The sequence below is a fragment of the Desulfoscipio gibsoniae DSM 7213 genome (genome assembly GCF_000233715.2).
In the GTDB taxonomy this organism is placed as follows: Bacteria; Bacillota; Desulfotomaculia; order Desulfotomaculales; family Desulfallaceae; genus Sporotomaculum; species Sporotomaculum gibsoniae.
Window position 1 is genome coordinate 3,626,821 of record NC_021184.1, and the last position, 23,936, is coordinate 3,650,756.

At 47.1% G+C, this 23,936-nt stretch carries 26 protein-coding genes; 1 reads left to right on the forward strand and 25 read right to left on the reverse strand.

Annotation, left to right across the window (positions count from 1 at the left end; translation table 11 throughout):
* Positions 1–11: 11 nt before the first annotated feature.
* The 11 genes from DESGI_RS17190 to DESGI_RS17240 form a co-directional block, all read right to left on the reverse strand.
* Positions 12–284 (reverse strand): YggT family protein, encoded by a 273-nt coding sequence (locus tag DESGI_RS17190; RefSeq protein WP_006520332.1) that lies wholly within the window; start codon positions 282–284, stop codon positions 12–14.
* A gap of 16 nt (positions 285–300) precedes the next feature.
* The gene (proC, locus tag DESGI_RS17195) at positions 301–1,125 is read right to left on the reverse strand and encodes a pyrroline-5-carboxylate reductase (RefSeq protein WP_006520333.1); all 825 of its coding nucleotides are present in this window, start codon (positions 1,123–1,125) and stop codon (positions 301–303) included.
* 20 nt (positions 1,126–1,145) lie between these two features.
* The gene (locus tag DESGI_RS17200) at positions 1,146–1,586 is read right to left on the reverse strand and encodes a cell division protein SepF (protein ID WP_006520334.1); all 441 of its coding nucleotides are present in this window, start codon (positions 1,584–1,586) and stop codon (positions 1,146–1,148) included.
* A 37-nt stretch (positions 1,587–1,623) separates the two neighbouring features.
* Positions 1,624–2,289 (reverse strand): YggS family pyridoxal phosphate-dependent enzyme, encoded by a 666-nt coding sequence (locus DESGI_RS17205; protein WP_006520335.1) that lies wholly within the window; start codon positions 2,287–2,289, stop codon positions 1,624–1,626.
* Positions 2,290–2,299: 10 nt separating this feature from the next.
* Complete coding sequence (locus DESGI_RS17210; RefSeq protein WP_006520336.1) at positions 2,300–3,238, reverse strand: biotin/lipoyl attachment domain-containing protein; 939 nt, start codon at positions 3,236–3,238, stop codon at positions 2,300–2,302.
* A gap of 316 nt (positions 3,239–3,554) precedes the next feature.
* Positions 3,555–4,214 carry a phosphate signaling complex protein PhoU gene (gene phoU, locus DESGI_RS17215; RefSeq protein ID WP_006520337.1) on the reverse strand — a complete coding sequence of 220 codons (660 nt, stop codon included), beginning with the start codon at positions 4,212–4,214 and terminating at the stop codon, positions 3,555–3,557.
* 16 nt (positions 4,215–4,230) lie between these two features.
* Positions 4,231–4,986, reverse strand: a complete 756-nt coding sequence (gene pstB, locus DESGI_RS17220; RefSeq protein ID WP_006520338.1) for a phosphate ABC transporter ATP-binding protein PstB — start codon at positions 4,984–4,986, stop codon at positions 4,231–4,233.
* A gap of 177 nt (positions 4,987–5,163) precedes the next feature.
* The gene (gene pnpS / locus DESGI_RS17225; RefSeq protein WP_006520339.1) at positions 5,164–6,543 is read right to left on the reverse strand and encodes a two-component system histidine kinase PnpS; all 1,380 of its coding nucleotides are present in this window, start codon (positions 6,541–6,543) and stop codon (positions 5,164–5,166) included.
* Positions 6,540–7,262, reverse strand: coding sequence for a response regulator (locus DESGI_RS17230; protein WP_006520340.1), 723 nt, complete (start codon positions 7,260–7,262; stop codon positions 6,540–6,542). The genes pnpS and DESGI_RS17230 overlap by 4 nt, the downstream gene beginning before the upstream one ends.
* Before the next feature lie 26 nt (positions 7,263–7,288).
* Positions 7,289–8,110, reverse strand: coding sequence for a peptidoglycan editing factor PgeF (gene pgeF / locus DESGI_RS17235; RefSeq protein WP_006520341.1), 822 nt, complete (start codon positions 8,108–8,110; stop codon positions 7,289–7,291).
* Positions 8,111–8,135: 25 nt separating this feature from the next.
* Complete coding sequence (locus tag DESGI_RS17240) at positions 8,136–9,698, reverse strand: MBL fold metallo-hydrolase RNA specificity domain-containing protein (RefSeq protein ID WP_006520342.1); 1,563 nt, start codon at positions 9,696–9,698, stop codon at positions 8,136–8,138.
* 224 nt (positions 9,699–9,922) lie between these two features.
* On the opposite strand from DESGI_RS17240, the gene DESGI_RS17245 reads away from it, so the two are divergent.
* Positions 9,923–10,159, forward strand: coding sequence for an FmdB family zinc ribbon protein (locus DESGI_RS17245; protein ID WP_006520343.1), 237 nt, complete (start codon positions 9,923–9,925; stop codon positions 10,157–10,159).
* A 102-nt stretch (positions 10,160–10,261) separates the two neighbouring features.
* Here the strand turns inward: DESGI_RS17245 and DESGI_RS23300 are convergent, their stop codons facing one another.
* From DESGI_RS23300 to DESGI_RS17310, 14 genes are all read right to left on the reverse strand, one after another.
* The gene (locus DESGI_RS23300; protein WP_006520344.1) at positions 10,262–11,365 is read right to left on the reverse strand and encodes a BsuPI-related putative proteinase inhibitor; all 1,104 of its coding nucleotides are present in this window, start codon (positions 11,363–11,365) and stop codon (positions 10,262–10,264) included.
* Between the two features lie 125 nt (positions 11,366–11,490).
* Complete coding sequence (gene nrdG / locus DESGI_RS17255) at positions 11,491–11,985, reverse strand: anaerobic ribonucleoside-triphosphate reductase activating protein (RefSeq protein WP_015617999.1); 495 nt, start codon at positions 11,983–11,985, stop codon at positions 11,491–11,493.
* A 57-nt stretch (positions 11,986–12,042) separates the two neighbouring features.
* Positions 12,043–15,468, reverse strand: a complete 3,426-nt coding sequence (gene nrdD, locus DESGI_RS24000; protein WP_006520346.1) for an anaerobic ribonucleoside-triphosphate reductase — start codon at positions 15,466–15,468, stop codon at positions 12,043–12,045.
* 103 nt (positions 15,469–15,571) lie between these two features.
* Positions 15,572–16,033: a transcriptional regulator NrdR gene (gene nrdR / locus DESGI_RS17265; protein WP_006520347.1), complete on the reverse strand. Its 462-nt coding sequence runs from the start codon at positions 16,031–16,033 to the stop codon at positions 15,572–15,574.
* A gap of 373 nt (positions 16,034–16,406) precedes the next feature.
* Positions 16,407–16,703: a YlmC/YmxH family sporulation protein gene (locus tag DESGI_RS17270; RefSeq protein ID WP_006520348.1), complete on the reverse strand. Its 297-nt coding sequence runs from the start codon at positions 16,701–16,703 to the stop codon at positions 16,407–16,409.
* 40 nt (positions 16,704–16,743) lie between these two features.
* Positions 16,744–16,896, reverse strand: coding sequence for a hypothetical protein (locus DESGI_RS24765; RefSeq protein ID WP_006520349.1), 153 nt, complete (start codon positions 16,894–16,896; stop codon positions 16,744–16,746).
* A gap of 41 nt (positions 16,897–16,937) precedes the next feature.
* A complete protein-coding gene (gene sigG / locus DESGI_RS17275; protein ID WP_006520350.1) occupies positions 16,938–17,711 on the reverse strand; it encodes an RNA polymerase sporulation sigma factor SigG in 774 nt (257 codons plus the stop codon).
* A gap of 85 nt (positions 17,712–17,796) precedes the next feature.
* On the reverse strand, positions 17,797–18,519 hold the full coding sequence (gene sigE, locus DESGI_RS17280; protein ID WP_006520351.1) for an RNA polymerase sporulation sigma factor SigE: 723 nt from the start codon (positions 18,517–18,519) through the stop codon (positions 17,797–17,799).
* A gap of 32 nt (positions 18,520–18,551) precedes the next feature.
* Positions 18,552–19,460: a sigma-E processing peptidase SpoIIGA gene (gene spoIIGA / locus DESGI_RS17285; protein ID WP_006520352.1), complete on the reverse strand. Its 909-nt coding sequence runs from the start codon at positions 19,458–19,460 to the stop codon at positions 18,552–18,554.
* Between the two features lie 168 nt (positions 19,461–19,628).
* A complete protein-coding gene (gene ftsZ / locus DESGI_RS17290; protein ID WP_006520353.1) occupies positions 19,629–20,690 on the reverse strand; it encodes a cell division protein FtsZ in 1,062 nt (353 codons plus the stop codon).
* Between the two features lie 43 nt (positions 20,691–20,733).
* Positions 20,734–21,942, reverse strand: a complete 1,209-nt coding sequence (gene ftsA, locus DESGI_RS17295; RefSeq protein ID WP_006520354.1) for a cell division protein FtsA — start codon at positions 21,940–21,942, stop codon at positions 20,734–20,736.
* Between the two features lie 62 nt (positions 21,943–22,004).
* Positions 22,005–22,358 (reverse strand): small basic family protein, encoded by a 354-nt coding sequence (locus tag DESGI_RS17300; protein ID WP_006520355.1) that lies wholly within the window; start codon positions 22,356–22,358, stop codon positions 22,005–22,007.
* Between the two features lie 167 nt (positions 22,359–22,525).
* Entirely contained in the window at positions 22,526–23,200 is a 675-nt protein-coding gene (locus DESGI_RS17305; protein WP_006520356.1) for a DUF881 domain-containing protein, read from the reverse strand.
* A 19-nt stretch (positions 23,201–23,219) separates the two neighbouring features.
* On the reverse strand, positions 23,220–23,924 hold the full coding sequence (locus DESGI_RS17310; RefSeq protein ID WP_006520357.1) for a DUF881 domain-containing protein: 705 nt from the start codon (positions 23,922–23,924) through the stop codon (positions 23,220–23,222).
* Positions 23,925–23,936 lie beyond the last annotated feature (12 nt).

The following is a 23,936-nucleotide window of genomic DNA, read 5'->3' on the forward strand; positions in this document are numbered from 1 at the left end:
GGCTCATTCGCCTAATAAATACCAATTGAATGTAGCAGTCTGATGAGTATTGTAGCTAATAACTGCAGGGCAATAAAGGCAACAATGGGGGAAAAGTCAATCATTCCCATCGGAGGAATCAGTCTCCTGAAAAAGCCCAGAAAAGGTTCAGTGGTCTCATAGATAAACCTGACCACAGGTTGATAGGGGTTCACCCTGATCCAGGATAAAATAATGCGAATAAAAATCAACCAGGTATATACCTCAATGGCGTAGTAGATTATCGTTGTAACACCAATGTCCATAAGTCACCCCGTTTGGTTATTTGTTATCCCCGGACTGCTGACTGGAACGCCGACAAGCTTTTTCCACCGCCCGGTACAGCGCGGCCCTTATGCCTCCTTCTTCCAGAGCAAACAATCCTTCAATGGTGGTACCCCCGGGAGTAGTAACCATGTCTTTTAGCACTCCCGGATGGCGACCCGTTTCCAGTATCATCCTGGCGGCACCCAGCATTGTTTGCGAAGCCAGTGTCAGCGCTACGTCCCTCGGCAGCCCCATGCGCACCCCGGCGTCTGCCAGCGCCTCGGCTATAATATACATATATGCCGGACCACTGCCGCTAAGTCCAGTAACTGCGTCCATTAATTTTTCAGGCACAGGTACCGCCCGGCCCACCGCGCCGAATATAGTCAGAGCCAGATCTCTGTGCCGGTCCCCAGCCCACCGGCCACAGCATACTGCCGTGGCCCCCGCACCCAAAAGTGCAGGCGTGTTGGGCATAGCCCGTACCACCGGCAACTGGCCCGTTAGAAATCTTTCTATGTATATGGTGGTAATACCCGCAGCGATGGAGACTATGGTATGTTCGGGACAGAAATAGCTGCCCGTGTCTTCCAGTATCTCACTCATGACAAAAGGTTTTACTGCCAAAATTACTATATCAGCACCAGTAACTACTGTATTGTTGGCGTTAGACACCTCAACTGCAAATTTATCCGCCAGGTGGGTTCTGCGCTGCTCACTCAAGTCACTGACCAGTATCTGCTGCGGCGAAACCAACCCTGCACTGATCAATCCGGAAATCAACGCCTCAGCCATAGCCCCCCCACCGATAAAGCCGATCTTTTTTCCATCCAGCAACATCTTAAACAATCCTTCCCTGTTTACTTCATCCAGTTCATAATACCCTTCTCTTTAATTTGCTCCTTTACATCAACATCTATATCTACATTACTGGGTACAAACAGAAAAACACCCTTGCTCACTTTTTGCATACTGCCGTCCAGTGCGTAAGTAGCACCGCTTACAAAATCCACCACCCGCTTGGCCAGCTCGGGGTCAGCCTGCTCTAAATTAACTATTACAGACCGGCGGCTTTTAAGATTATCAGCTATGCTCTGCACATCGTCAAAGCCATTGGGTTCAACCACCGAAACCCGCATTTGCCGCTGGGTATGGAGGCCAACTACCTGGCCCTTGTTTTTCTTGGGTTTCTGAATAATAGTTTTTTCTTCTTCAATGGCGCTAATCTCCTGCTCTCTATTTTCTTCCTGTTCTTCTTCAAAACCCATAAAATTAAGCACTCTATCCACAAACCTTGCCAAACTCACCCACCGTCCCTTTCACTCATATTTACCTTATTTAATTTGCACGGGAGCCAAAGATCGCCGTACCCAGGCGAAGCATATCGGCGCCTTCTTCCACCGCCACTTCGAAATCATTGGTCATACCCATGGAAAGGTGTTCCAGGTTGTGCGCTGTGGCCAGCAACCGCAGTTCCCTGAAATAAGGACGCACTTCTTCGGGGTTTTGGGCATAAGGAGCAATAGTCATTAACCCTTGTACTGATATCTGAGGTAAATCACGCAGTGCCGCCAGGAAATCGGCTAATTCTTCGGGGGATATACCATACTTGGTTTTTTCCCCGGAGGTATTAACCTGAACCAGCACCCTGGTTGTCACCTCAAGATTAACAGCACGCCGGTGGATTTCCTCGGCCAGGCTCCAGCTATCCAGGGAATGAATTAAATTCACCCGCCCCACTATATATTTTACCTTGTTTGTCTGCAAGTGGCCAATCATATGCCAGTTTATATCAGCAGGCAAAGCATTGATTTTATCAATCAGTTCCTGCACCCGGTTTTCACCCAGGTCGACAATACTCTGTTGTACAACTTCCCGCATCCGGGATACCTCAACTCTTTTGGTCACGGCTATTATTTTAATTTGCTGTAAATCCCGTCCGGCCCGGGCTGCCGCTAAACGCACTTTTTCCCTTACCTGCTGCAGGTTTTCCCGTATTCCCATCGAATCACTCCTAATCCAGCCGGCTACCCTCCCGAGCCCAACCGGGGTTTTTTATATAATGTGTCGAGCTGCTCAATGTATCACCACTAACAGCGACCATATCCTGCAAACGGTCCAGCACCGCAACAGGTATCCAGCGAATAACTTGCTTGGACACTACATAAAGGCCCGGTTTACCTTCTTTAAAAACTATCGACTCTGCAGGCACCAGCCAGCCTGTCACTCGCCGGGTAACCAAATCAAGCTGTACCCACCGCTCATGAATGTAACTTTCCGGGTAACTGGATAATTCTATGAACATGCTTATATCAGTATCGATAACGCTTACTTGGGTGATCTTCCCAGTCAGTACCTGATCTTTCCATAGCAGGGTCACCGCTGTATCCTTTTTTAATGAGTGGACCACAGAGTCATCCAAATTTTCCGCCTGGATGAAAACTATAAGCGGCTGTAGATTATCCACCACTTTACCAAGAATTTGTCCACCAGCCACTTCATCCGATATCGGCGGTACGCTGCTGCTTATTTTTTTAACCGCTGTAATATCCAGTACATCTATCATACCGGGTATTAATAAGTTCTCCAAATTATCAAGGTGTGTACAAAAAATGCCCGCCGTGGGGCTCCAAATCTTTTGATCTGCAATACCACTTATCTCAGCCAGCAGCGCCCCTGTGCGTAATCGATCGCCATCTTTCACCAGCAGGCGCAGCTGTCCGGCCACCGGCGTTTTAACCAGCTCTTCATGTTTGACCAGCAAACCCTCAACAGCCCGGGTTTCCCTAATTTCATCCTGAACCAGGGATTGTACATCGAGCAAATGCAGCAGCACATTGTTTTTCGCCCAGGCCAGTGTGCTCCAAGCACCCCAAAAGGTTAATCCCACCCCGCAAACCAATACAAACAGTACAGGGATAAACCGGCTGGAACGCACTCTGTATTTGCCCACACTGTCCCCCCTTTAGCTATTTAATTAGAACCAAAAACAATTTAATTACTGTTGCATAACTAATTCGTAATAACTTCCTGATTACACAACACAGCAAAAGGATTTTTGCATGAATGATTTGTTCAATCATATCCTTACCTAAATTGGCATATATTATTAACTACCCCGTAAAACCAAAATTTCCTGCTTGATAAATAAAAAAACGACCCCTAGGGGCCCAAAATAGCTAAAGTTATTTCTAAAGTATACAACATACAATAGCCAGTATGCATCAAAGCATTTATTCTACCGGCACTGTTCTTTTTGCCTTAAATATTTAATTCAACTCCCGCCTCTCACCGGTCACCAGGTAGATAACGGCCTCGCCAATATTGGTGGCGTGGTCGGCAATTCGTTCTATATACCTGCTCACGTATAGTAAATAGGCAGACTGGTATACATTGCCCGGTTCTTCTTTCATACAGCTAATTATCTCACGAAATATGCGATTAAAAATAAAATCCACTTCATCGTCCATTGCACACATATCGATGGCTTTATGAACGTCCCTTTTAACATAGGCGTCCAACCCATCTTTAACCATCTGCTGCACAATATCAGCCATTTCGGGTATATATTGCACGGGCCGTACGGTAAAAGGATGGCCGGACAGGCACATGGTGGCCCTAGCAATGTCTACACAGTGGTCACCCATGCGTTCCAGGCTAAGCAATATCTTAATACCCGTTACGGCTATACGCAAATCCCGGGCCATGGGATGCTGAGTAGCAATTACTTTGACACATTTATCTTCAATTTCCAGGTATAGTTCGTCAATCATTTCATCTCCCATGATTATCTGGGCCGCCAGGGCTATGTCCTGTTTAACCAGCGCCTGTACCGAATCATATACCGCTTGTTCCACCAGGCTGCCCAGGCGAAGAATATCCTGCTGTATTTCTTTTAAGGTTCTGTCAAAGTTGGATCTGGCTATCATGCATATTCCCCCTGTTTTAGCCAAAACGCCCCGTTATATAATCTTCAGTACGCTGTTCCTTAGGTGTGGTAAAGATATCGCCGGTAGCACCGTACTCCACTAAATCACCGGTTAGGAAAAACGCGGTATAGTCGGAAACCCTGGCCGCCTGCTGCATATTATGGGTCACAATGACAATGGTATAGTCCTGCTTTAACACCTGGATTAGCTCTTCCACCTTCAGCGTTGCCATTGGATCCAAAGCTGAGGTGGGCTCATCCATCAACAGCACCTCGGGTTCTACTGCCAATAGCCGGGCAATGCACAGGCGCTGCTGCTGCCCCCCGGACAGTCCCAGGGCTCCCTGGCGCAAGCGATCCGACACCTCATCCCATAGTGCTGCCGCACGCAAACTCATTTCCACAATTTCATCTAACTTCTTGCGATTTTTGATACCGTGGATGCGAGGTCCAAAAGCTACATTATCATATATGGACATGGGAAAAGGGTTAGGCTTTTGAAATACCATCCCCACTTTTTTACGCAAGTTGACTACGTCACACTTTTCACCGTATATATCCATGCCATCAAGCAAAACTCGACCCTGCACCCGCACGCCCTTATACAAGTCGTTCATGCGGTTTAAAGTGCGCAAAAACGTGGATTTGCCGCAGCCAGACGGTCCGATCAGGGCGGTTACCAAATGAGCCGGAACCTCCATGTTAATATCACGCAGGGCTTGAAAATCTTTATAGAATAAATTTAATTTATGCACTGATACTTTACTGTTCATTATGATGTAACCCCATAACATCAAAAACTTAATACAATTGAATGATCTTATAATTGTAACAGGCGTTAATTAGATATGTGTTAGGCAACTGTTAACTTTTTATTAAAACGGCACATACATGACTTAAAACATCACTGGACGGTTTCCCGGCGGGGTACCATAGTCTGCAACACGCGACTAATTATTCGATTGGATTTCCATGGGCAAAAAAATTGAAAAGGTGGTACCCTTACCAACAGCGCTTTTTACTTCTATCCGCCCCCCGTGCCCTTTAATAATATGTTTAACAATGGCCAACCCCAATCCGGTACCGCCCATTTCCCTGGAGCGGGCCTTTTCCACCCGGTAAAACCGCTCAAAAATCCGAGGCAGACTGTCCGGCGGTATGCCCGCGCCAGTATCAGCCACGTCCAACCTGAACTCATCACCATATAATGAGGTGCTGATCGTCACGCTGCCCCTCGGTGGAGTATGTTTAATAGCATTTTCCATAAGATTAATCAGTACCTGAGCCAGCATATCGGGATCTCCATACAGGGGTGGCAGGCGAGGAGACAGATTAGCTTTAATGGCCACTTGTTTTTCTTCGGCATAAGTACCACACACCGCCAGAGCCCGGTCCAGTAATTCATCTATTTTTACCCGCTGCCAGCGGTACACCACCCGGCGCTCCTCTATTCTGGACAGATCCAGCAGTTCTTCCACCAGCTTGGCCAGACGCGTGGTTTCATCGGCAATAATCTCTAAAAAATGCCTGGTCATTTCTGGATCATCGGTGCCACTTTCCAATAATGTCTCCACAAAACCATGGATGGAGGTAAGCGGCGTTCTCAGTTCATGGGAAACGTTGGCCACAAATTCGCTGCGCATTTGCTCCATATTCCTGCGCTCGGTGATGTCACGCAAAAACACCACCGCGCCACCCTGCCCGCTGCCGTGCAAGGGCGTGATATGCAAGCGAAAAATGCGCAGCTCTGGGGCGAGGACTTTAATTTCCCGGGTCAGCGGTTTTTGGCAGACTTGCACCCTATTTAATATATGATCTAAATCATAATTGCGAATTACCTCCAGAATTTTTTTACCCACACACTCCGCCCGGGTTACCCCGAACATTGTCTCAATAACCGGGTTAACCATGGTTATATATCCTTCCCGGTCCACCGCTATCAAACAGTCGTCCATGCTATTTAATATTGTCTGGGCACGGTTTTTTTGCTCCGTAATCTCATCAATGGTTGCCCGCAGATGAGCGGCCATGTCATTTATGTTTCTTGCTAAATCTCCTATCTCGTCCCGGGTAAAGATGTTAATTTGCCGGTCAAGGTTACCCCGGGCAATTTCTTGCGAAACACTGGTTATTTCATTGAGCGGCTGAATTACCCGGCGGTAAAGCAACCAGGCAAGCACCATAGCCAGCAATAGAAACACGCTAATTGCAGAACCAATACTAATTTTTTTCATGTCATATAACTGTAAAATAGCAAAAAAAACCAGCAACATAAAAAAATAACTGGCCACCGGAGGCCAGCTAATCCCCTGGAAAAAACGATTTATCAATCCACGGGCACCTCCTTGAAACGGTAACCCACACCACGCACTGTCTCGATATATTGCTGCATACCATCGTACTTTTCCATCTTTTGCCTTAAGTGTCGTATATGCACATCTACGGTGCGGGAATCACCTGCAAAGTCATAGCCCCAAATTTTTTCCAGAAGATGGTCCCGGGAAAAGACTTTGCCCGGTTCGCCGGCTAGAAAGCGCAACAGTTCAAATTCCTTAGGGGTGAGCTCCTGGCGTTCGCCGTCCACCAGCACTTCAAAACGTTCCTCGTCGATGATCAGTCGCCCCAGCACCTTCCTTGAAGCTTTAGTCTCCCGGACTTTTTTATCGTGACTGGTCTGCAGCCGGCGCAACCGGGCCTTGACTCGGGCCACCAGTTCTCGGGGACTGAAGGGCTTGGTGACATAATCATCAGCTCCAATTTCCAGACCCAGTATTTTGTCCAGTTCATCCCCTCTGGCACTGAGCATGATAATGGGTATATCCCTTGTATTAGGGTCATGATTCAGCTGGCGGCAAACCTCAAGCCCATCCATCCGGGGCAGCATGACATCCAATATAATCAGATCAGGCGCCTTGGACTGGGCCTCATTGACCGCTTCCTGGCCATCATAGGCCGCAATTACTTGATAGCCCTCCCGCTCCAGGTTAAATTTAATTAATTCAACAATATTTTTTTCATCATCTACAACAAGTATTCTAGGTACTTCCATCATCCCCCGGTCAGCTTATTACAGCGTTATTTCAACATAATTAAAGAGCCCATCCGCCCGGTGCGACCATTTTGTTGACGATATGAAAAAAATAAATCATCCCGGCAGGCGGTGCATAGTTTAGCCATGGTGATATTTTCAGGCCGCACCCCCGCCATCAGCAGCAAGCGGCGGTTTATTGCGGGCAGATCCAGCCACCAGTGGCCCTCCCGTCCGGGGCGGGCCGGCACTGGTCCGACGGGTAAACACTTCCAAACTGCTTCCATAACGGATGTATCCACTTCGTAACAGCAAGGCCCGATGGCCGGACCCACCGCCGCTAAAATATCTTCGGCCCTGCTGCCGTGTTTTTCCACCATATGATGCACTGTTGCAGCACCAATGCCCAGTACCGTACCTTTCCAGCCAGCATGGGCCAGAGCAACCACCCGGCGTACAGGATCTAAAAACAACAGTGGCACACAGTCAGCATAATAACTGGAAAGCAGCACGGATGGCTCACCGGTCACCAGGGCATCCACGTCGGGCAGGGCACTCTCCTCGGATGTGGACCCTTTACCGGCATGGACTGCATTCACGGTGATTACCCGGTCACCATGCACCTGCTGCCCCGCCACCAGACAGCCGGTACCGGCACCCAAAACTTTGCAGATCCGCTGCCGGTTAGCCACTACGCTACGGGGGTCATCCCCGACATGCAGCCCCAGGTTCAGGGAATGATAGGGTGGCTTACTAATTCCGCCCAAACGGGTGGTGAAAGCATGCGCCACCAGCCCTGTGGCAGCAAAGGAAGGCACGGTTAAGTAAGTCAGGCCATCACACCTATTCAGCTTAAAACCACCATGCATTTACACAGTTTCCTTTCATATAACCTTACTGGCCTGTTTTGGAAACTTTATCAAGCAGGAACTCCAATTGTTTAAACTGCTCCATTACCTGTTCTAAATCGCTCCGGCTGGGTGTGGACTGCATAAAACCATCCATTCTTGCCGCCACGGCATGATAGGCTCTTTGTAGTTCCTCAGCGCTGAAAACAACTCCAGGTGTTAGTTCTATGGTTTCCTGCCAGGCTGGGGCGTAAGCATCAATCCCGGTTTTTTCCGGTGCCAGCTTTTCCATGACTGCCAGCGCTTCGGGATCACCGTGCACCAACAAAACCCGGCCGGGCTTTTGTTTATAAGCATTCATCCAGTCGAGTAATTCCTGCTGGTCGGCATGGGAAGAGTAACCATCGATGGATCTGATATCCGCCCGCACAGCTACTTCTTCACCGTGTATACGAATGGAAGGCACCCCGCTGAGCAGCCGCTGCCCCTTGGTACCGGGAGCCTGGTAACCCACAAACAGCACGGTGCTCTCGGGTCGCCACAGGTTATGTTTTAAATGGTGCTTAATGCGCCCGGCATCACACATACCACTGGCCGACAGTATAATGGCACCGCCCTGTATTTCATTCAGCGCCCTTGATTCTTCTACTGTGCGGGATAATTGTAAAACCGACATGGTTAGCGGGTTTTCCCCCTCTGATATCAGCCGGCTGGTTTCTTGATCAAAATGTTCGTAATGCCTTTTAAAAACTTCAGTGGCAGCCACCGCCATGGGACTGTCTATATATACTTGTATAGGGGGCAGCTGGCCCTTAACCAGCAATAAGTTAATGTCATAAAGTAAATCCTGGGTGCGTTCCACGGCAAAAGCAGGGATAATCAAGTTGCCACCTTTATCATAAGTTTCCTTTATTACCGTACGCAGCTTTTCCAGCCGGTTTTCTTTATCGCGGTGGAGCCTGTCACCATAAGTACATTCCATCACCAGATAATCCGCTTCTTCTATGACTGCAGGGTCTTTAACAAAGGGCTTGCCTACAGACCCCAAATCCCCACTAAACACCAGCTTGGTTTGCTTGGTCCCCTCACGCACCCACAGCTCCAGTATTGATGAACCCAGTATATGACCGGCATCCACAAAACGAACTTTAATATTTTCATCCAAGCTAATGATTTGATTATATTTAGCTTGCTCAATTTTTTTTACACAATCAAAGGCATCCTCAGCTGTATAAATGGGATCGAGTAATTTTTTGCCTGCCCGCATAGCCTTGCGGTTTAAGCGGGCCACCTCCATTTCCTGTATATGCCCACTGTCGGGCAGCAATACTTCCAACAAGTCCACGGTAGCCCCGGTGGCCAGTGCCCGCCCTCTGAACCCGTGTTTGTACAATTTGGGTACCAGGCCACTGTGATCAATATGAGCGTGGGTAATCAATAAATAATCAACTGTTTGGGGTATCACGGAAAAAGGTAGGTAGTTACGCTCACGAGATAGCCGGTGACCTTGAAACATACCGCAATCAATCATTATTTTTTTGTTGGCTGCCTCCACAAGATGGCACGAACCGGTAACAGTCTGCGCCGCACCGTAAAAAGTTATCCGCATTTTTGGCCTCCCGCTATTAATTATTAAATATCTATCTTTGTAAAGGTAACAATTTAATTAACTATTTCACTTTTCGGCCTATAATCCCTGCAAAAAACAACGAAAAAAGTATTCATCCTTATTTAAGCTGCACAGCCAATTTAAACATAATGAAAAAAACGCCCAATCCCCCTTGACAGTACAAGCCTTACGCCATAAATTAATAAAAGAAAGGAGTGTATGGAATGCCGATATACGAATTCCGTTGTCATAAATGCGGGCACCGTTTTGAAAAATTATGCACCATGGGTGAGAACGGTGCTAATATGCAATGCCCCGCTTGTTCGGCCCAAGCTCCCCAGAGGGTTATGTCGGGCTTTTGCAAGAAAGGATCCAACGATCCGTTTACCGGCGGAAGCAGTGGTGGCGGTGGTGGCTGTAGTACCTGCAGTTCCTCCAATTGCAGCACCTGCGGCCACTGAAGCAATATATCATAAGCAATCAGGGCTAACACATGACATGCCATGTATGTATAAAGGCAGCCGTATTATTACCGGCTGCCTTTGGCTTATTAACAAAGGAGTTTAACGTACGCAAGTCATCACCACATCATCAATGATTACCGTGTTGTCATTACTGGTGCGAGGCCGGAACACAAAGCGCAGTTCCGCGCGGTCGGTGCGTGACGGCAGCACCCCGGAAGTGAAGGTGAACTGCTGGTAGGTATTATTAGGTAGGCTGCCGGGATTATAGGCTGGATCCACCCTGCCGATTAACCGCCCGGCACTGTCGTAGATAAATATTTCCACTTCCAATACGAAATTGGCCGTTCGCCCGGGCCGTACATTCTCCATACCCCAAAAAGTAATCTGGTATATGCGGTTAGGTTCAGCATCCACGGTCTGTGAAAGCACTGCCTGGCGTCCGGAGTCCCTGCCCAACTCCGCAGCATAATTTCCGGAATGGGCGGCTGTAGATCGTACTACATTGTTTCCCGACCAGGTTCTGGGTGTATTTCTGTCCAACCACCTTTCAATGCTCGGATCGGACAGCATATTGGTCTTAGGGCAAGGTTGCTGGGGAGGTGGCGATGGCTCAACTGCACGAACCACCTGGATATTAGTTTGCACGGACTGGCCGCTTAAAGTCCGGGCGACATTAAAGGCCCGGATGGTAAAATCATCGAGGGCTACAAAGTTACCCTGCTTATTGCGCAGGTCCCAGGTGGCACTGTAGGTACGGCACTCCCCTGGTCGCAGCACTTCCGTACCGGCAGCCTGAGTAAAAAATTGATCATCTGACCAGCGCCACACTTCCCGGCCGTCGCGCAATGCCACAAAATCGTAGCGCTGACCTGTATTATAGCGCAACCTGATGATATTCCTAGAAACATTGCACTTGGTAAAGGTTATACGAACCCGATCCCCACGCTGGTAGCGGGTACGATCGGTGCTAATGGTATAGCGCAAGCCATCGACTATTCTACTGGCGGATGGGTCCCCCCCCGTGTTTCCTCCCCCACCTGTTTGGCCAACGGTGCCGTCATCATTGGGAACTTCGATTCTTTGCCCTACCCAGATATAATTGGGATTAGCAATGTTATTCAGTTCAACCAACTGCTGTACGGTGGTACCGTGACGATAAGCGATGGATGCCAGTGTATCACCGGGTTGTACTGTATATGTCAATTAAAATCCCTCCTTTCGCTTATTTACCTTTACACATTTTATGTGCCGAAAGGAGGAAAAGTGCCATTATGATTACTGGAGAATAGTGCCTGTTGCAGGGCGGGCAATACCGTTCGGCTTACAGACTAAGGAATGGTCAGGCACTGCACCTTGCCGCCCATAGAAGCCGGTACGTTTATGAGGCGCTGGTTTGACGATCCCCTGAAGGCCAAGGAAATATCCCGCCTGTCTTCCTCATAAGGGCCGTCCACCAGCACATCAATATACTGTAACACCGGCCAGTTTTTGATTTCTTCAAAAGTATATCCTGTGTATACCCAAATGCTGTACTGCGGATACTCTTGGCGCACCAGTTGCAGTGTTTCGGTAAGCGCATCCGCCTGCATCAAAGGATCGCCACCGCTGAAGGTAATACCACCGGTCAGCGGTGTAATGTTTTGCTTGATTAATTGCAACACTTCACGGGGGGTCATTTCCCTGCCACCGCTTGCCGGTATCAAATCAGGATTATGACACCCCGGGCAGTGCCGGGGACAGCCCTGAGTGAATATCACCAAGCGGAAGCCAGGCCCGTCCACCACGCTTTCTTTGACAATACCGGATAGTTTAATTGTATTCAATCATAACACCTTCCATTAATGCCGGCCGGGCCCTTTGCATATAGCATTTGAAGTGGTTTAAAACTTATGCACTATACGGTCGTGCAGCTCAGCCACTTTGCTGTCATTGAACCGATCCACCGTGCTCAGGTAGCCTGTAATGCGGCGTACCCGCCTGATGGCCGTGGACCCGCAACGGGGACAGGCATCCTCGTTGATTACACCCAAAGTATTACAGCCCATGCAAAAATCTACCGGGAAATTCACTGCAGCGTAGCCCATGTCGCTTTCTCCCATGTGCCTGATGATAGCTTCCATCGCCTCGGGGTTATGCACCGGTGGAGAAGCCATTTCTACGTAACTAATGTGCCCGGCATTGCAATACTTGTGATAAACCCCTTCCAGGCTAATTTTATCAAAGCTGGAAATGGGGAAATTAACCGGTATGTGAAAAGAATTGGTATAATACTCTTTATTTGTCACACCAGGAATAATGCCGTAATCTTTACGATCCATGGCAATAAACCGACCGCTCAAGCCCTCCGCGGGAGTAGCCAGCAGTGTGTAGTTAAGATCATATTCTTCACAAGCCTCATCAATACGACGTCGCAGGTGCGCCACAATTTGTTGACCTAATTCCTGGGATTCCTTATCCTCGCCATGGTGTCGGCCGGTCAAAGCGGTTAACGTCTCGGCCAGCCCGATAAAGCCAACCGACAAAGTACCGTTAACAATGGCCTCCCGAATGGGATCGCAATCCTTCAGTCCCCTGGAATTTAAATATAGCCCCTGCCCCATAACAAAGGGCATATCCTTCACCTTAAGTTTAGCCTGCACTTCAAAACGGTGGTACAGCTGGCGAATGGCCAGGGTCATCAGCTTGTCCAGTAAGCGGAAGAATTTATCCATATCCCGCTCCGCGTTGATGGCCACCCGGGGCAGGTTAATAGTAGTGAAAGAAAGATTTCCACGCCCGTCGGTCACCGCCGGGCCCCGGCGGTTAGCCATTACCCTGGTGCGACAGCCCATGTAACTCACCTGGTCGCCCCACTCCTTGTTGAAGCTGGAGTCCATGAAACTAAAAGTAGGATTGAGGCGTTTGGCCGCTACCCGCAAAGCCAGTTTAAACAGATCATAGTTGGGATCGCCCGGGTTAAAGTTAACTCCTTTCTGGACCCGGAATATAATATTGGGGAAGATGGGGTTTTCCCCCCGGCCCAACCCGGCCTCGTAGGCTAAAATCAAGCTTCTCGTCACCTTGCGGGCCGCCTCGGAAGTCTCAGTTCCCACGTTGATAGAGCTAAAAGGGACTTGCGCGCCAGCGCGACTATGCATACTGTTAAGATTATATACCAGAGCTTCCATTGCTTGGTAAGTTTCATCATCGCTGGCGTTTTCCACGTAAGGCGCAATGTCCCGGTCAAAGAAAGCAAAGGACTGCCCGCCATGCATATCATTCTGGGAGCTCTGCAATATGATGGCCGCCAGCGCAGTAGCTGAGTTGGGCCGTTTAGGCGGGCGGATATAGCCATGCCCGTTATCGAACCCCTCGGCTAAAAGCCGCTCCAGGGGGATTTGCACACAATTGTGCACCACATAATCGTTTACGGTAAACCAATGTTCCCCTGTTTCTAAATCAAACACATACCTGTCATAACCTTTAACTTCTTCCACTGAAACAACATCCAGAGGATCCAGGTTTCTACCCGGCACTGTGTCGGCATATTCTTTAGTAGTGTTTGTGTTCTTTAATGAGGGAACATAGTTAAAAAAACTCTTTAGGCTAGTTGTATCCAATATATTAACAACCCAGGTATTATAATTTCTAGTAGTAGCTACATTGCCATTAACTACTACAGGGGAATCTTTGGTTTGTTTATAGTATAAGGTAGACTCAACCCCAATTTGTTTTAATAATAAAACAAGCTTTCTAGCTAAAACTTCAGATACCGTAACATAAGTAATTCTTTTATCTCCATAATGACCGTCTCCGTCAAAAAGGCCCCGTAAAAATTCACCCTTTAAATTATCTGATATATTATTAATAAAATCAGGAACATCAATATGAGCAGCATCATACTTCATATTGAAAATATTTTGAAATAATGCAACATATACAGAACCATTTAACATACGACCTTTTTCTTTAGTTTTTTTACTATTAGCATATAAAATAGAAGTTTTATCGTTAAAAACTACACTTATACAATAATCAATATCTTTTTGAATATCAGGATTTTCATTGATAATAGCAATAGCCCTACCCGAAGAAGTAACACTAATATGGCCTTCTGACAAAATATAGCCAATTAATCTTACGAATTCAGGTGTAATAGTTAAAAATGCTGGTAGTGTTTTACTTCCTTTTGTGGTAGTTACAGTTAACTGTTGTTTCACCTCATAAGGGATATAGTACTTTTCACTCAGTTTTGCATACTCTTCTCCATCTAAAACATAGCCGCCTTTAACGCTTTGCTTAGCCCCAACTGTAAGATTAAATTTAAAATCATCGTATTTATATTTTAGCCAGTAAATCAATTTATGTGTATTTCTTATGGTCACACCGTATGGTACTTTATCCCTATTCTCTATAAATAAATCTAATATAGGAATTTCAAATTGCTCATTAAACTCTTTCCTGGCCTGCAGTAACTTGTCTTTGGGCGCTATTTCCTTTGCCTGAACCAAAATTTCTTTCCCGTTTCTTAAAACCGGTACTTTATGTTCCCCGGTTAAATGAATAGGTAGACCTTTACGTGTTTTAATGCGGTATATGAATTCATTTTCCCTAAGCTTGCGACGCATTATCTTATTTATCAGCGTCCAGCCTTTTCGACCAAGTATCTGATAACCATCCAGATTCCAAACCTGTGTCCCTGCAATAACTTCCGGTTTACTAGTGGCCTCCGCCAGTTCATTGAAAAAATCAAATTTGACCCGGCGTACGTCACCCTTCTGATCACGTATCAACGTATATTCAAAATCAGGCACACATGTAAGCGTTTTTCCGTAAAAATCCAGATCGTGTATGTGGATATCCCCCCGCTGGTGGGCCTGGGAGAATTCTTCGGGAATTAGCCGGGTGAGGTAATATTTCTTGCTGGCCGCACTGGCTATTTGGAGCATCTTGGCCGAGGGAGAATTACTGATATTAGCATTTTCCCGGCTGGTTTCCTCCAATATTTCCTCCACCACGTCCATGAGGTCACTTTTGGCGTCCCTGATGCGCGTACGCTTATCCCGGTAAAGAATATATGCCTTGGCGGTTCTGGCATGACCTGCCTCAATAAGAACTTTTTCCACCACGTCCTGGACTTCCTCCACGCCGAAAGTGATGCCGTTATATTTTTTTCTCAGCATTTTCAGCGCTTCAATAGTGAGTTCCATGGCAGTTTGCCGGTCTTCTCCGCCCACCGCCCGGGCCGCTTTAAAAATAGCATCGGTAATTTTGGCGTCATCAAAGGGCACTTCACGCCCATCCCGCTTCCTGATAACCTTGAACAACTAGTTAGCCTCCTCCAAATCGCGTTTAATCTTGCAAAACATTACTAATATATACCCAAAGGCACATTGCAATAAATCCGATTTTATGCATAACCACTGGTTATTAATCATGCTTTCTTTTTATCAGCTGCTCGATTTCCCGCATGAATCCCTGGACATCCCTGAATTCATGGTATACCGAGGCAAAGCGAACATAGGCCACCTCATCCAAATTCCGCAGCCGCAGCATAACTTGTTCGCCTATATCCCTGCTTTGTACTTCCCTGTCGGTAATACTCTTTAAATCTCTCTCAATTTCACCTACCATTCCCTCCAGCAAATTGATGGGCACAGGACGTTTTTGGCAGGCAGTGATCAGGCCGGCCAGCAGCTTTTGCCGGTCAAAAAATTCCCGCCGGCCGTCTTTTTTCACCACCATCAATGGTAGCTCGTCCACCCGCTCGTAAGTGGTAAACCGCTTACCGCATTCGCCGCATTCCCTGCGCCTGCGCACTGAATTACCTTCCTCTGTAGGCCGGGAGTCCAGCACCCGGCTGTCGGCAGTGCCGCAATAGGGGCATCGCATATAATTCACCGCCCATATTAATAATCAGTTTTCTGCGGTACCGGAAAATTACTCCCAGTCACACCAGCCACCGGCTCGTTAATAAAGCAAAAAAAAAGACACATATGAATGCACAGACGAGACACGCCGTGTCAGTCACATGCAAACAATATATGTAGTATTATTTGCTCTTTAATTATACTAAACTTTGTTGTTAAAGCAAAAAAGGAAAACGGCACCATAATCTGTATTTTGTGCATTTTACTATATCTAGCTAAAGGAGAAACTTAATAGCATAAAAATCCACTAGTTTTGGTCAAACATATTTTAACGACTAGATACATTAATTAAGAAAAAAAATCAGGCGGATACCTTGGCCTGATTGATAGTTATGCTACCACTTTTCTTTAATACCGCCGTGCAGTTCAGAGCCCGGTAAATTAAAGGCCAGGTCGACCAGGATTACATCCACGCCAATTTTTCTGATCTTTTGCCAGGGGACCACCATTTCCTCTTCACGCCCGATAAAGCTCATAAACTTTCCACCGCCGCCACCACCGTGCCCCGGTAATATAATAGCGTTGATGCGCCCTTCCTCCAAATTAATATCTATATCCTTTATAGGACCGAGGCGACGCCCGTCCGCTATATTAATAACTTCCCGCATGCGCAAATCGGAGATTTTAACCATATTAAAACACCCCCATACATATGTATATGAGGGTGCCTGCTCAATCTGAACGGAAAAAATCCTCTTCATAAAATAAATTGTTTTGGTTATAGGCGTATACCGCATCGTCATCCTGCGGCGCGGACCCGTAAACCGGTACTGCAATTAAGACTGATACAATAATAATACTACACCAGGCCAGTGTTTTAAGCATATAAAGAACCTCCTTCGGACTCGCCACCTTTATTTGCCTAATCACACGTGTTTTCGCATATGGTGCAGCGCCGCTTTTTCCAACCGTGAAACCTGAGCCTGGGAGATGCCAATTTCTTCTGCCACCTCCATTTGCGTTTTGCCTTCATAAAACCGCAGGGTGAGGATCAGCTTTTCACGATCGCTCAGTTTGCGCAGGGCGTCCCTGATGGCAATACCCTCCAGCCAGGTTAAATCCAAATGTTTTTCGTCACTGATTTGGTCCATGACAAAGATGGGGTCACCACCGTCATGAAAGATAGGCTCGAATAAAGATATAGGTTCTTGAATAGCGTCCAGAGCAAAAACAACTTCCTCCCGGGGCATTTTTAGTTCACTGGCAATTTCATTTATAGACGGTTCCCGGGAATGCTTATTAACCAGCGAGTCACGCACCTGCAGTGCCTTGTAGGCCACATCCCGCAGGGAACGGCTCACTCGAATGGGGTTATTATCTCTTAAATAGCGCCTGATTTCGCCAATAATCATAGGCACCGCGTAAGTGGAGAATTTGACATTCTGAGATAAATCAAAATTATCAATGGCCTTCATTAAGCCAATGCAACCCACCTGAAACAGGTCATCTACATACTCACCCCGGTTGGTGAAGCGCTGGATAACGCTGAGCACCAGCCGCAGATTACCATTAATCAGCTGGTCACGGGCAGAGTATTCCCCATTTTGAAGTGCAATAAAGAGTTCTTTCATCTTAGCACTGGATAGCACCGGGAGTTTGGATGTGTTTACGCCACAAATCTCAACCTTGTTGACCAGCATTGACATACCACCCTTTCCCATGACTTATGCTGATTTCAATTTCATTATTACCTCGGGATTGGTGATTTATACATGACTAATGGGCTTATTCCATGCGGTTGATTTCCTTTTTCAAACGCTTAATAATTCTCTTTTCCAACCTGGAGATATAAGATTGGGAAATGCCCATCATATCAGCAACTTCCTTCTGTGTTTTTTCTTTGCCATTTTTCAAGCCAAACCGCAGTTCCATAATCCCTCTCTCCCGGCCGTTTAATTTCTGCAAAGCCAGGTGCAGTAACTTGCGGTCCACCTCCTCTTCTATATATTTATGGATAATGTCATTTTCCGTACCTAGTACATCCGAAAGCAATAATTCATTTCCATCCCAGTCAATGTTCAAAGGTTCGTCAAAGGAAACTTCGGTTCGGGTTTTATTATTCCGGCGCAAATACATTAGTATTTCATTTTCAATACACCGGGAGGCGTAAGTGGCCAGTTTTATTTTTTTAGCGGGGTCAAATGTATTCACGGCCTTGATTAATCCAATAGTGCCGATGGAAACCAGGTCTTCAATACCTACCCCGGTATTTTCAAATTTACGGGCAATATATACCACCAGGCGCAGATTTCTTTCAATTAGTACACTGCGCACGGCTCCATCCCCTGACTCTAATTTATCGATCAGGTAAGATTCCTCATCGGTGGTTAACGGTGGCGGCAAAGCTTCGCTGCTGCCCACATAATAAACATCTGATTTTAAACCCAACCTCAGCATTATTTTAAACAGTGTTATACGAAATATTAATCTCATTTTTCTGAACAGCATTGAACACTCTCCCCCCGAATAAAATCTATTAATTACAATAGACCAGTGGGCAGCAGGGCCCGGCACGAAGTGTCACTCAGCAGGCAATCCCCGTACAGGGCAACCACTACATCACAAACTTTGATAAAGTTATTTCCATGCCTGATTTCCACCTCATCAGGGCGAAAACCAAGTAACCAGCCGTTTTCTTGTCCTACCGACCGGTAAGGGATAATACGAAAATTAGCTGACCGGATGTTTTCACCCAGTGCTGCAAGTATTGAAGCACTATCGTCCTGCCTGTGGGACTCTATCACCGCACACACCTGTTCCGGCAATATTTCCTTTATCGCTGCGTATTCGGCGATAATCACGGGAAAACCGGTAAGGGGGTCGCTGAGGCTGTTGCCTGTATCAAGTAACGCACTGAAACTCACTTTCCGCTCTCCCAAACTTACCGTTAAATCAGCACGCAGCAAAGGCAGCATTAATCGCTTGCACATGGCCGCAGGCACTACCCGGCCCAAAAACCAGTAGATAAGCAAGGCCAGCAATATACCATACCATAAAAAGGTATCCACTGCCTGCATAATGCCGCTTAGCTGTCCATCAAAGGCGCTATTTTGCAGGAAACTGATAATCCCCAGTACGGTGCCGCCCAGAGCAAAGGTGCTGATATAAAAGTACGCCAGCAGTGCCAGTACCTTTTTGGGCGGACCGGGCACAAAAACCACGGCCACCATTAGAAATGAAACCAGCAATTTATAGCCTGGCCCCAGGTAGCCTTCCATAGCCGGGATAAACAATACCAGCGAGTACAGAGCACCCACCCCTGCACCAGCCAGAAGACGCCACCTGCTATAGGCAGTCCTTCCCAACCTGGCTGTGACCCATAGAATCATCATATTCATCACCAGGCTACCAATAAAAACCTGATCTACATATACCACATAAGATGACATTAGTTTCCCCCAACATGGCGAGGCAAAAAACCTCTATTACATAAATATGGCCTGGACTTTGTGTTTATGAATAATCATGGCAAATAAAAAGGCCCCGGCTTTATTATACACGCCGGAGCTGGTAAATTTTGTTACTAAATGTCATCTGTGAAGCATTTCCCTTCGACATTATTTCCTACGTAAAAAAGCAGGGATATCCAAATCATCATGGGTAGCAAAAGGCTTAGGCTCGGGCCTATCCTCTGTTGCCTTTTGTTTTTGCACTTTGGTATATTGTTTCTGATCAAAGCCCGTGGCAATTACAGTGACCCGCACTTCTTCCTCCATGCGCTCATCCACTACTGCACCAAAGATGATATTGGCCTCCGGATCGGCCGCCTGGGCAATAATCTCGGCAGCCTCATTCACTTCAAACAGCCCCAGTGAGGTGCCACCGGTAATGTTAAGCAGCACTCCCCGGGCCCCTTCGATGGAAGTTTCCAAAAGCGGGCTGGAAATAGCTGCCCTGGCTGATTCCACAGCCCGGTTATCACCGCTGGAATGCCCAATGCCCATTAGCGCAGAACCGGTATCTTTCATAATGGTCTTGACATCGGCAAAGTCGAGGTTAATTAAGCCAGGCACAGCAATCAAGTCGGAAATACCCTGAACACCCTGCCGCAGCACGTCATCGGCAATGCGAAAAGCTTCCACGATGGAAGTGTTTTTTTCTACAACCTGCAGCAGCCTGTCATTGGGAATAGTAATTAGAGTGTCCACCTTTTCTTTAAGGTTTTGAATACCGTGCTCAGCCTGCAGCATGCGCTTTCTGCCTTCAAAGGTAAAGGGCTTGGTCACCACACCCACAGTTAAAGCGCCCATTTCCTTGGCTATTTCAGCCACCACCGGCGCGGCCCCGGTGCCCGTACCGCCGCCCATACCTGCGGTTACAAACACCATATCAGCACCCCGAAGCAGTTGTTCAATATCGTCCCTGCTTTCTTCTGCGGCTTTTTGACCGATATCCGGATTTGCCCCTGCTCCCAGCCCTTTAGTTAGCTTGGCACCGATTTGTATTTTGCTATTGGCCAAAGCCATCTGCAAAGCCTGGGAGTCGGTATTTACCGATAAGAATTCCACACCTTTTAAACCAGCGCTTATCATCCGATTAACGGCATTGTTTCCGCCACCGCCCACTCCAATCACCTTGATATGCGCGTATTGATCCAAATCAAGTTCAAAATCTAGCATTAAAAATCCTCCTTTTCGGGGATCAGTGTTTTTTCTAAGATTTTTAGCGGAGCCAACTTTTAAACCGACCTACTAACCCCCCCTCAACTATTCGCCTTACCCCACAGGTCACCTGTCTCTGCCCTGTTCCCCCAAGAGCCAGCCCAACAGCAGTGGTATATCGATAAGCATTCTCATTGTCGGATACGTCCTCCCCCAGCAGCATGTTATAACCCCTGCGCACAGGTATCATCCAATAATCCTGCGCCAATTCCGGCAATCCAACCAGCCGGGCTCCCCCCCCTGTAAGAACAATTCCCCCAGGCAGAGAAGCTTCCAATTTCAGTTTTTCAATAAATTGTTTTACAAAATCAAGTATTTCTTCAATTCTAGATCTGATAATTTTATGTACCAGCTCACCGGGGACAGTGTTATAGCCGGCACCCGATAAATTCGGGACTTGCACATGTCCGTTAATTACCCCCAGCCCGTATTCCATTTTGACCTTTTCAGCGGCTTCCAGCGAAGTATGCAGACCTACCGCCAGATCGGCTGTAATATGTCCGGCTCCCACCGGAAATATGCTTAAATGGTACAGCATGTCGTGGTTAATAAAGACCGTTTTAGTCAAACCGGCACCGATATCCACACAAATTACACCTAACTGGCGTTCCACCCCTGATAATACCGCTTGAGCTGCGGCCAGCGGGCCAACCGCAGTTTGGTTCACCTGTAAATCTACATTACGCAAACATTGACATATCTGATCCATCTGCTTGCTGGGAATAGCCAGGACTGTTGCTGATAAACCAAGCTCCCGCCCTCGACATCCTTGGGGCCTTGTAACATGCTTGCCGTCTATGTAAAATTTTATATTAACCAGTTGAACAACAGACCAATTTGCCGGTAAAATAGTTTCACAAAAATGCAGCTGCAGTTTATGTAAATCATGCCGTTCGATTACCTGCCGTCTAGCGATTGCTTGCTTAACGCTGTCGTTTCTGGCTACTATATCCGGGCCGTCAACATTTACATAAACAGAGGAAAATGGCACCCCCGCAGCGACCCTGGCATCATTAACGGCTTTTTTTACAGCAGTAGCGGTATCCTCAGGATCGATTACACGGCCCTTTTCCACACCCATGGATGGGCAAAATCCATAGCCCAAAGGTTCCGGTTTTGGCCCGCAACCACGGTTTAACACAGCTACGGCTATTCCGGATGTGCCAATATCCAATCCCGCCGTCACATCTCTTTGAATTGTACCGGCCAAGCAGGCCTACCTCCCCACCTTTACTTATATTGTAAATTCGGCATTCAGTAAAAATTCCCTTTTTATTTGTTAATTTTATTTTTTAAAATATGACGGCGAATAATGGCCAAATTTTGAAACAGCCTGACTCCAAAAGCTACCACTGCAGCCATGTAAAGGTCAATTGCCAACCGGTCACCAATATAAGTAAGCCCAGCCGCTAAAAGTGCATTGCTGAAAAATCCGGTGACGAATATGCTTTGATCGAATTTATCTTCAATGGCGGCCCTGATACCGCCAAAGACCGAGTCTAATGCCGCAAGCGCTGCCACGGACATATATTTGGCATAATCTTGTGGTATAACTACAGGTATGTTAAATCCAATCAGTATACCTGCCCCCAGGCCCACCAAAGATAGAAAGATACCCATCCACATAATATTACGTCACCCGCCGTTCTCTTAATTAATACGAAAAATATTATTAATATTAGTACCATGGCCAAGATTTTTGTCAATTTTCAACATCAATTCGACTAACTTTATTGGACGATATAAAACTCAAACAATCATTAACAAGATAAACTTTCATGGATTTTTTCTCATTAACCTTTACCATATGCAGGTAAAGTCAAATCTTCGTATTTTTCCAAAGACACCTTAATGCCCAGATTTTGCCAGTGTCCCTTTAGCCCACCCGTCAGCTCCAGGCTGTCCATAAGTTCCTGAGGATTGCCGATGGCCAGTATTTGATAAGGAGGAACCACCCGGTTAAGGTTAATATTAATAAAGTCGCCCGCCAGCCTAATTTCGGTAGTGGCGGTTATACGCTCTCCATTAATGGAGATGGCCTCCGCCCCGGCGCCCCACAGTTCATTAACTGCGCTTAACAAATCCTCGTCCTGGATTATCATCAGCTCAGGCAATACCTGGGCATCATCTGTGTCGGGCTTATCCAGTACTAATTCAATTCCGGGACCGCTTACCGTAACCAGCCCCGCGCTCATGCGCACTTTGTTCAGCTCACTCTGAAGGGCACTGATAGCCTCGGCTTGTCCCCGGTCGACCTGGTTTAACTTAAAAGTCAAGTCACTTATTTCTTTAGCTAAGTCTTCCTTTTCGTCGTTAATTTGCTTTAGTTCCGCCGTTAGCTCCTGGGCGCGGTCAATGGATATGCCATTTGATGGGCGGTTAACCGCACGAAACTGCGAGGCCAGCATCAACCCAAGCACCGCCGCGACCAACATAATGGAAGCATACATACTATTTTTTAGGGGCACAGGCAAACCACCTCCCGTATTAAACCTTCAATTTAGCATAATCGAATACTAGACCGCCCGTATATGCAGGTACGATTAACTTGTCCACTTTTTTAACATCCACCTGAATACCCCAAAACTGCAGGTAATCAACTACTCCATTTTTCATTTTTAACGAATTGACCAGTGTATCCGGATTGCCTATGGCAGAAATAATAAACGGCGGACTGAGACGCTGATTTTTATTCACTAAAATGGTGGGTCCGATGCAGCGCACCTCAGTGGTGGAGATAATTCGCTGCCCGTTGAGGGAGATAGCCTCCGCCCCGGCTGCTTTTAGTTCATTTAATACGCGCAGCACATCCCCGTCGTGCAGTACGTAAAAGTTGGGATTTTCCCCCGGTTGCAGTACTTTATTGCTATCATTGAGCGTCACCTCCACACCGGCCCCCTGCACTTCCTTCATACCTGCTTCCTGGCGTGCTTTATCCAGATCTTCCTTTAACCTGGATAATTCCGGAGCGGTTACCGCATCGTCCAGTTTAACCCGCAGTTCATCAACCCTGGCCTGCAACTGATCCCTGGATGTCCGAGCTTTTTCCACCTCCTGGGCCAGCGCTATGGGCCTGTCCAGATCCGGCGCGCTTTCGGCAATATCCTGAGTGACCCGGAATTGTACCGCCAGTATAAACCCCATAACCAACCCGACCAGCACCATTATCCAGTAATATGATTTTATTTTCATGCCAATTCCCCC

What these genes read in the sequence shown, in the direction of transcription:
- DESGI_RS24765 (WP_006520349.1), bottom strand. Translation starts at nt 16,896, where the DNA reads ATGCTTAAAACACTGGCCTGGTGTAGTATTATTATTGTATCAGTCTTA.
- DESGI_RS17205 (WP_006520335.1), bottom strand. Translation starts at nt 2,289, where the DNA reads ATGGGAATACGGGAAAACCTGCAGCAGGTAAGGGAAAAAGTGCGTTTA.
- pstB (WP_006520338.1), bottom strand. Translation starts at nt 4,986, where the DNA reads ATGAACAGTAAAGTATCAGTGCATAAATTAAATTTATTCTATAAAGAT.
- spoIIGA (WP_006520352.1), bottom strand. Translation starts at nt 19,460, where the DNA reads ATGTCATCTTATGTGGTATATGTAGATCAGGTTTTTATTGGTAGCCTG.
- DESGI_RS17230 (WP_006520340.1), bottom strand. Translation starts at nt 7,262, where the DNA reads ATGGAAGTACCTAGAATACTTGTTGTAGATGATGAAAAAAATATTGTT.
- DESGI_RS17190 (WP_006520332.1), bottom strand. Translation starts at nt 284, where the DNA reads ATGGACATTGGTGTTACAACGATAATCTACTACGCCATTGAGGTATAT.
- proC (WP_006520333.1), bottom strand. Translation starts at nt 1,125, where the DNA reads ATGTTGCTGGATGGAAAAAAGATCGGCTTTATCGGTGGGGGGGCTATG.
- DESGI_RS17270 (WP_006520348.1), bottom strand. Translation starts at nt 16,703, where the DNA reads ATGGTTAAAATCTCCGATTTGCGCATGCGGGAAGTTATTAATATAGCG.
- DESGI_RS17300 (WP_006520355.1), bottom strand. Translation starts at nt 22,358, where the DNA reads ATGTGGATGGGTATCTTTCTATCTTTGGTGGGCCTGGGGGCAGGTATA.
- DESGI_RS17245 (WP_006520343.1), top strand. Translation starts at nt 9,923, where the DNA reads ATGCCGATATACGAATTCCGTTGTCATAAATGCGGGCACCGTTTTGAA.
- phoU (WP_006520337.1), bottom strand. Translation starts at nt 4,214, where the DNA reads ATGATAGCCAGATCCAACTTTGACAGAACCTTAAAAGAAATACAGCAG.
- sigG (WP_006520350.1), bottom strand. Translation starts at nt 17,711, where the DNA reads ATGCTGGTCAACAAGGTTGAGATTTGTGGCGTAAACACATCCAAACTC.
- sigE (WP_006520351.1), bottom strand. Translation starts at nt 18,519, where the DNA reads ATGCTGTTCAGAAAAATGAGATTAATATTTCGTATAACACTGTTTAAA.
- DESGI_RS17240 (WP_006520342.1), bottom strand. Translation starts at nt 9,698, where the DNA reads ATGCGGATAACTTTTTACGGTGCGGCGCAGACTGTTACCGGTTCGTGC.
- nrdR (WP_006520347.1), bottom strand. Translation starts at nt 16,033, where the DNA reads ATGCGATGCCCCTATTGCGGCACTGCCGACAGCCGGGTGCTGGACTCC.
- pgeF (WP_006520341.1), bottom strand. Translation starts at nt 8,110, where the DNA reads ATGCATGGTGGTTTTAAGCTGAATAGGTGTGATGGCCTGACTTACTTA.
- ftsZ (WP_006520353.1), bottom strand. Translation starts at nt 20,690, where the DNA reads ATGCTAGATTTTGAACTTGATTTGGATCAATACGCGCATATCAAGGTG.
- DESGI_RS17310 (WP_006520357.1), bottom strand. Translation starts at nt 23,924, where the DNA reads ATGAAAATAAAATCATATTACTGGATAATGGTGCTGGTCGGGTTGGTT.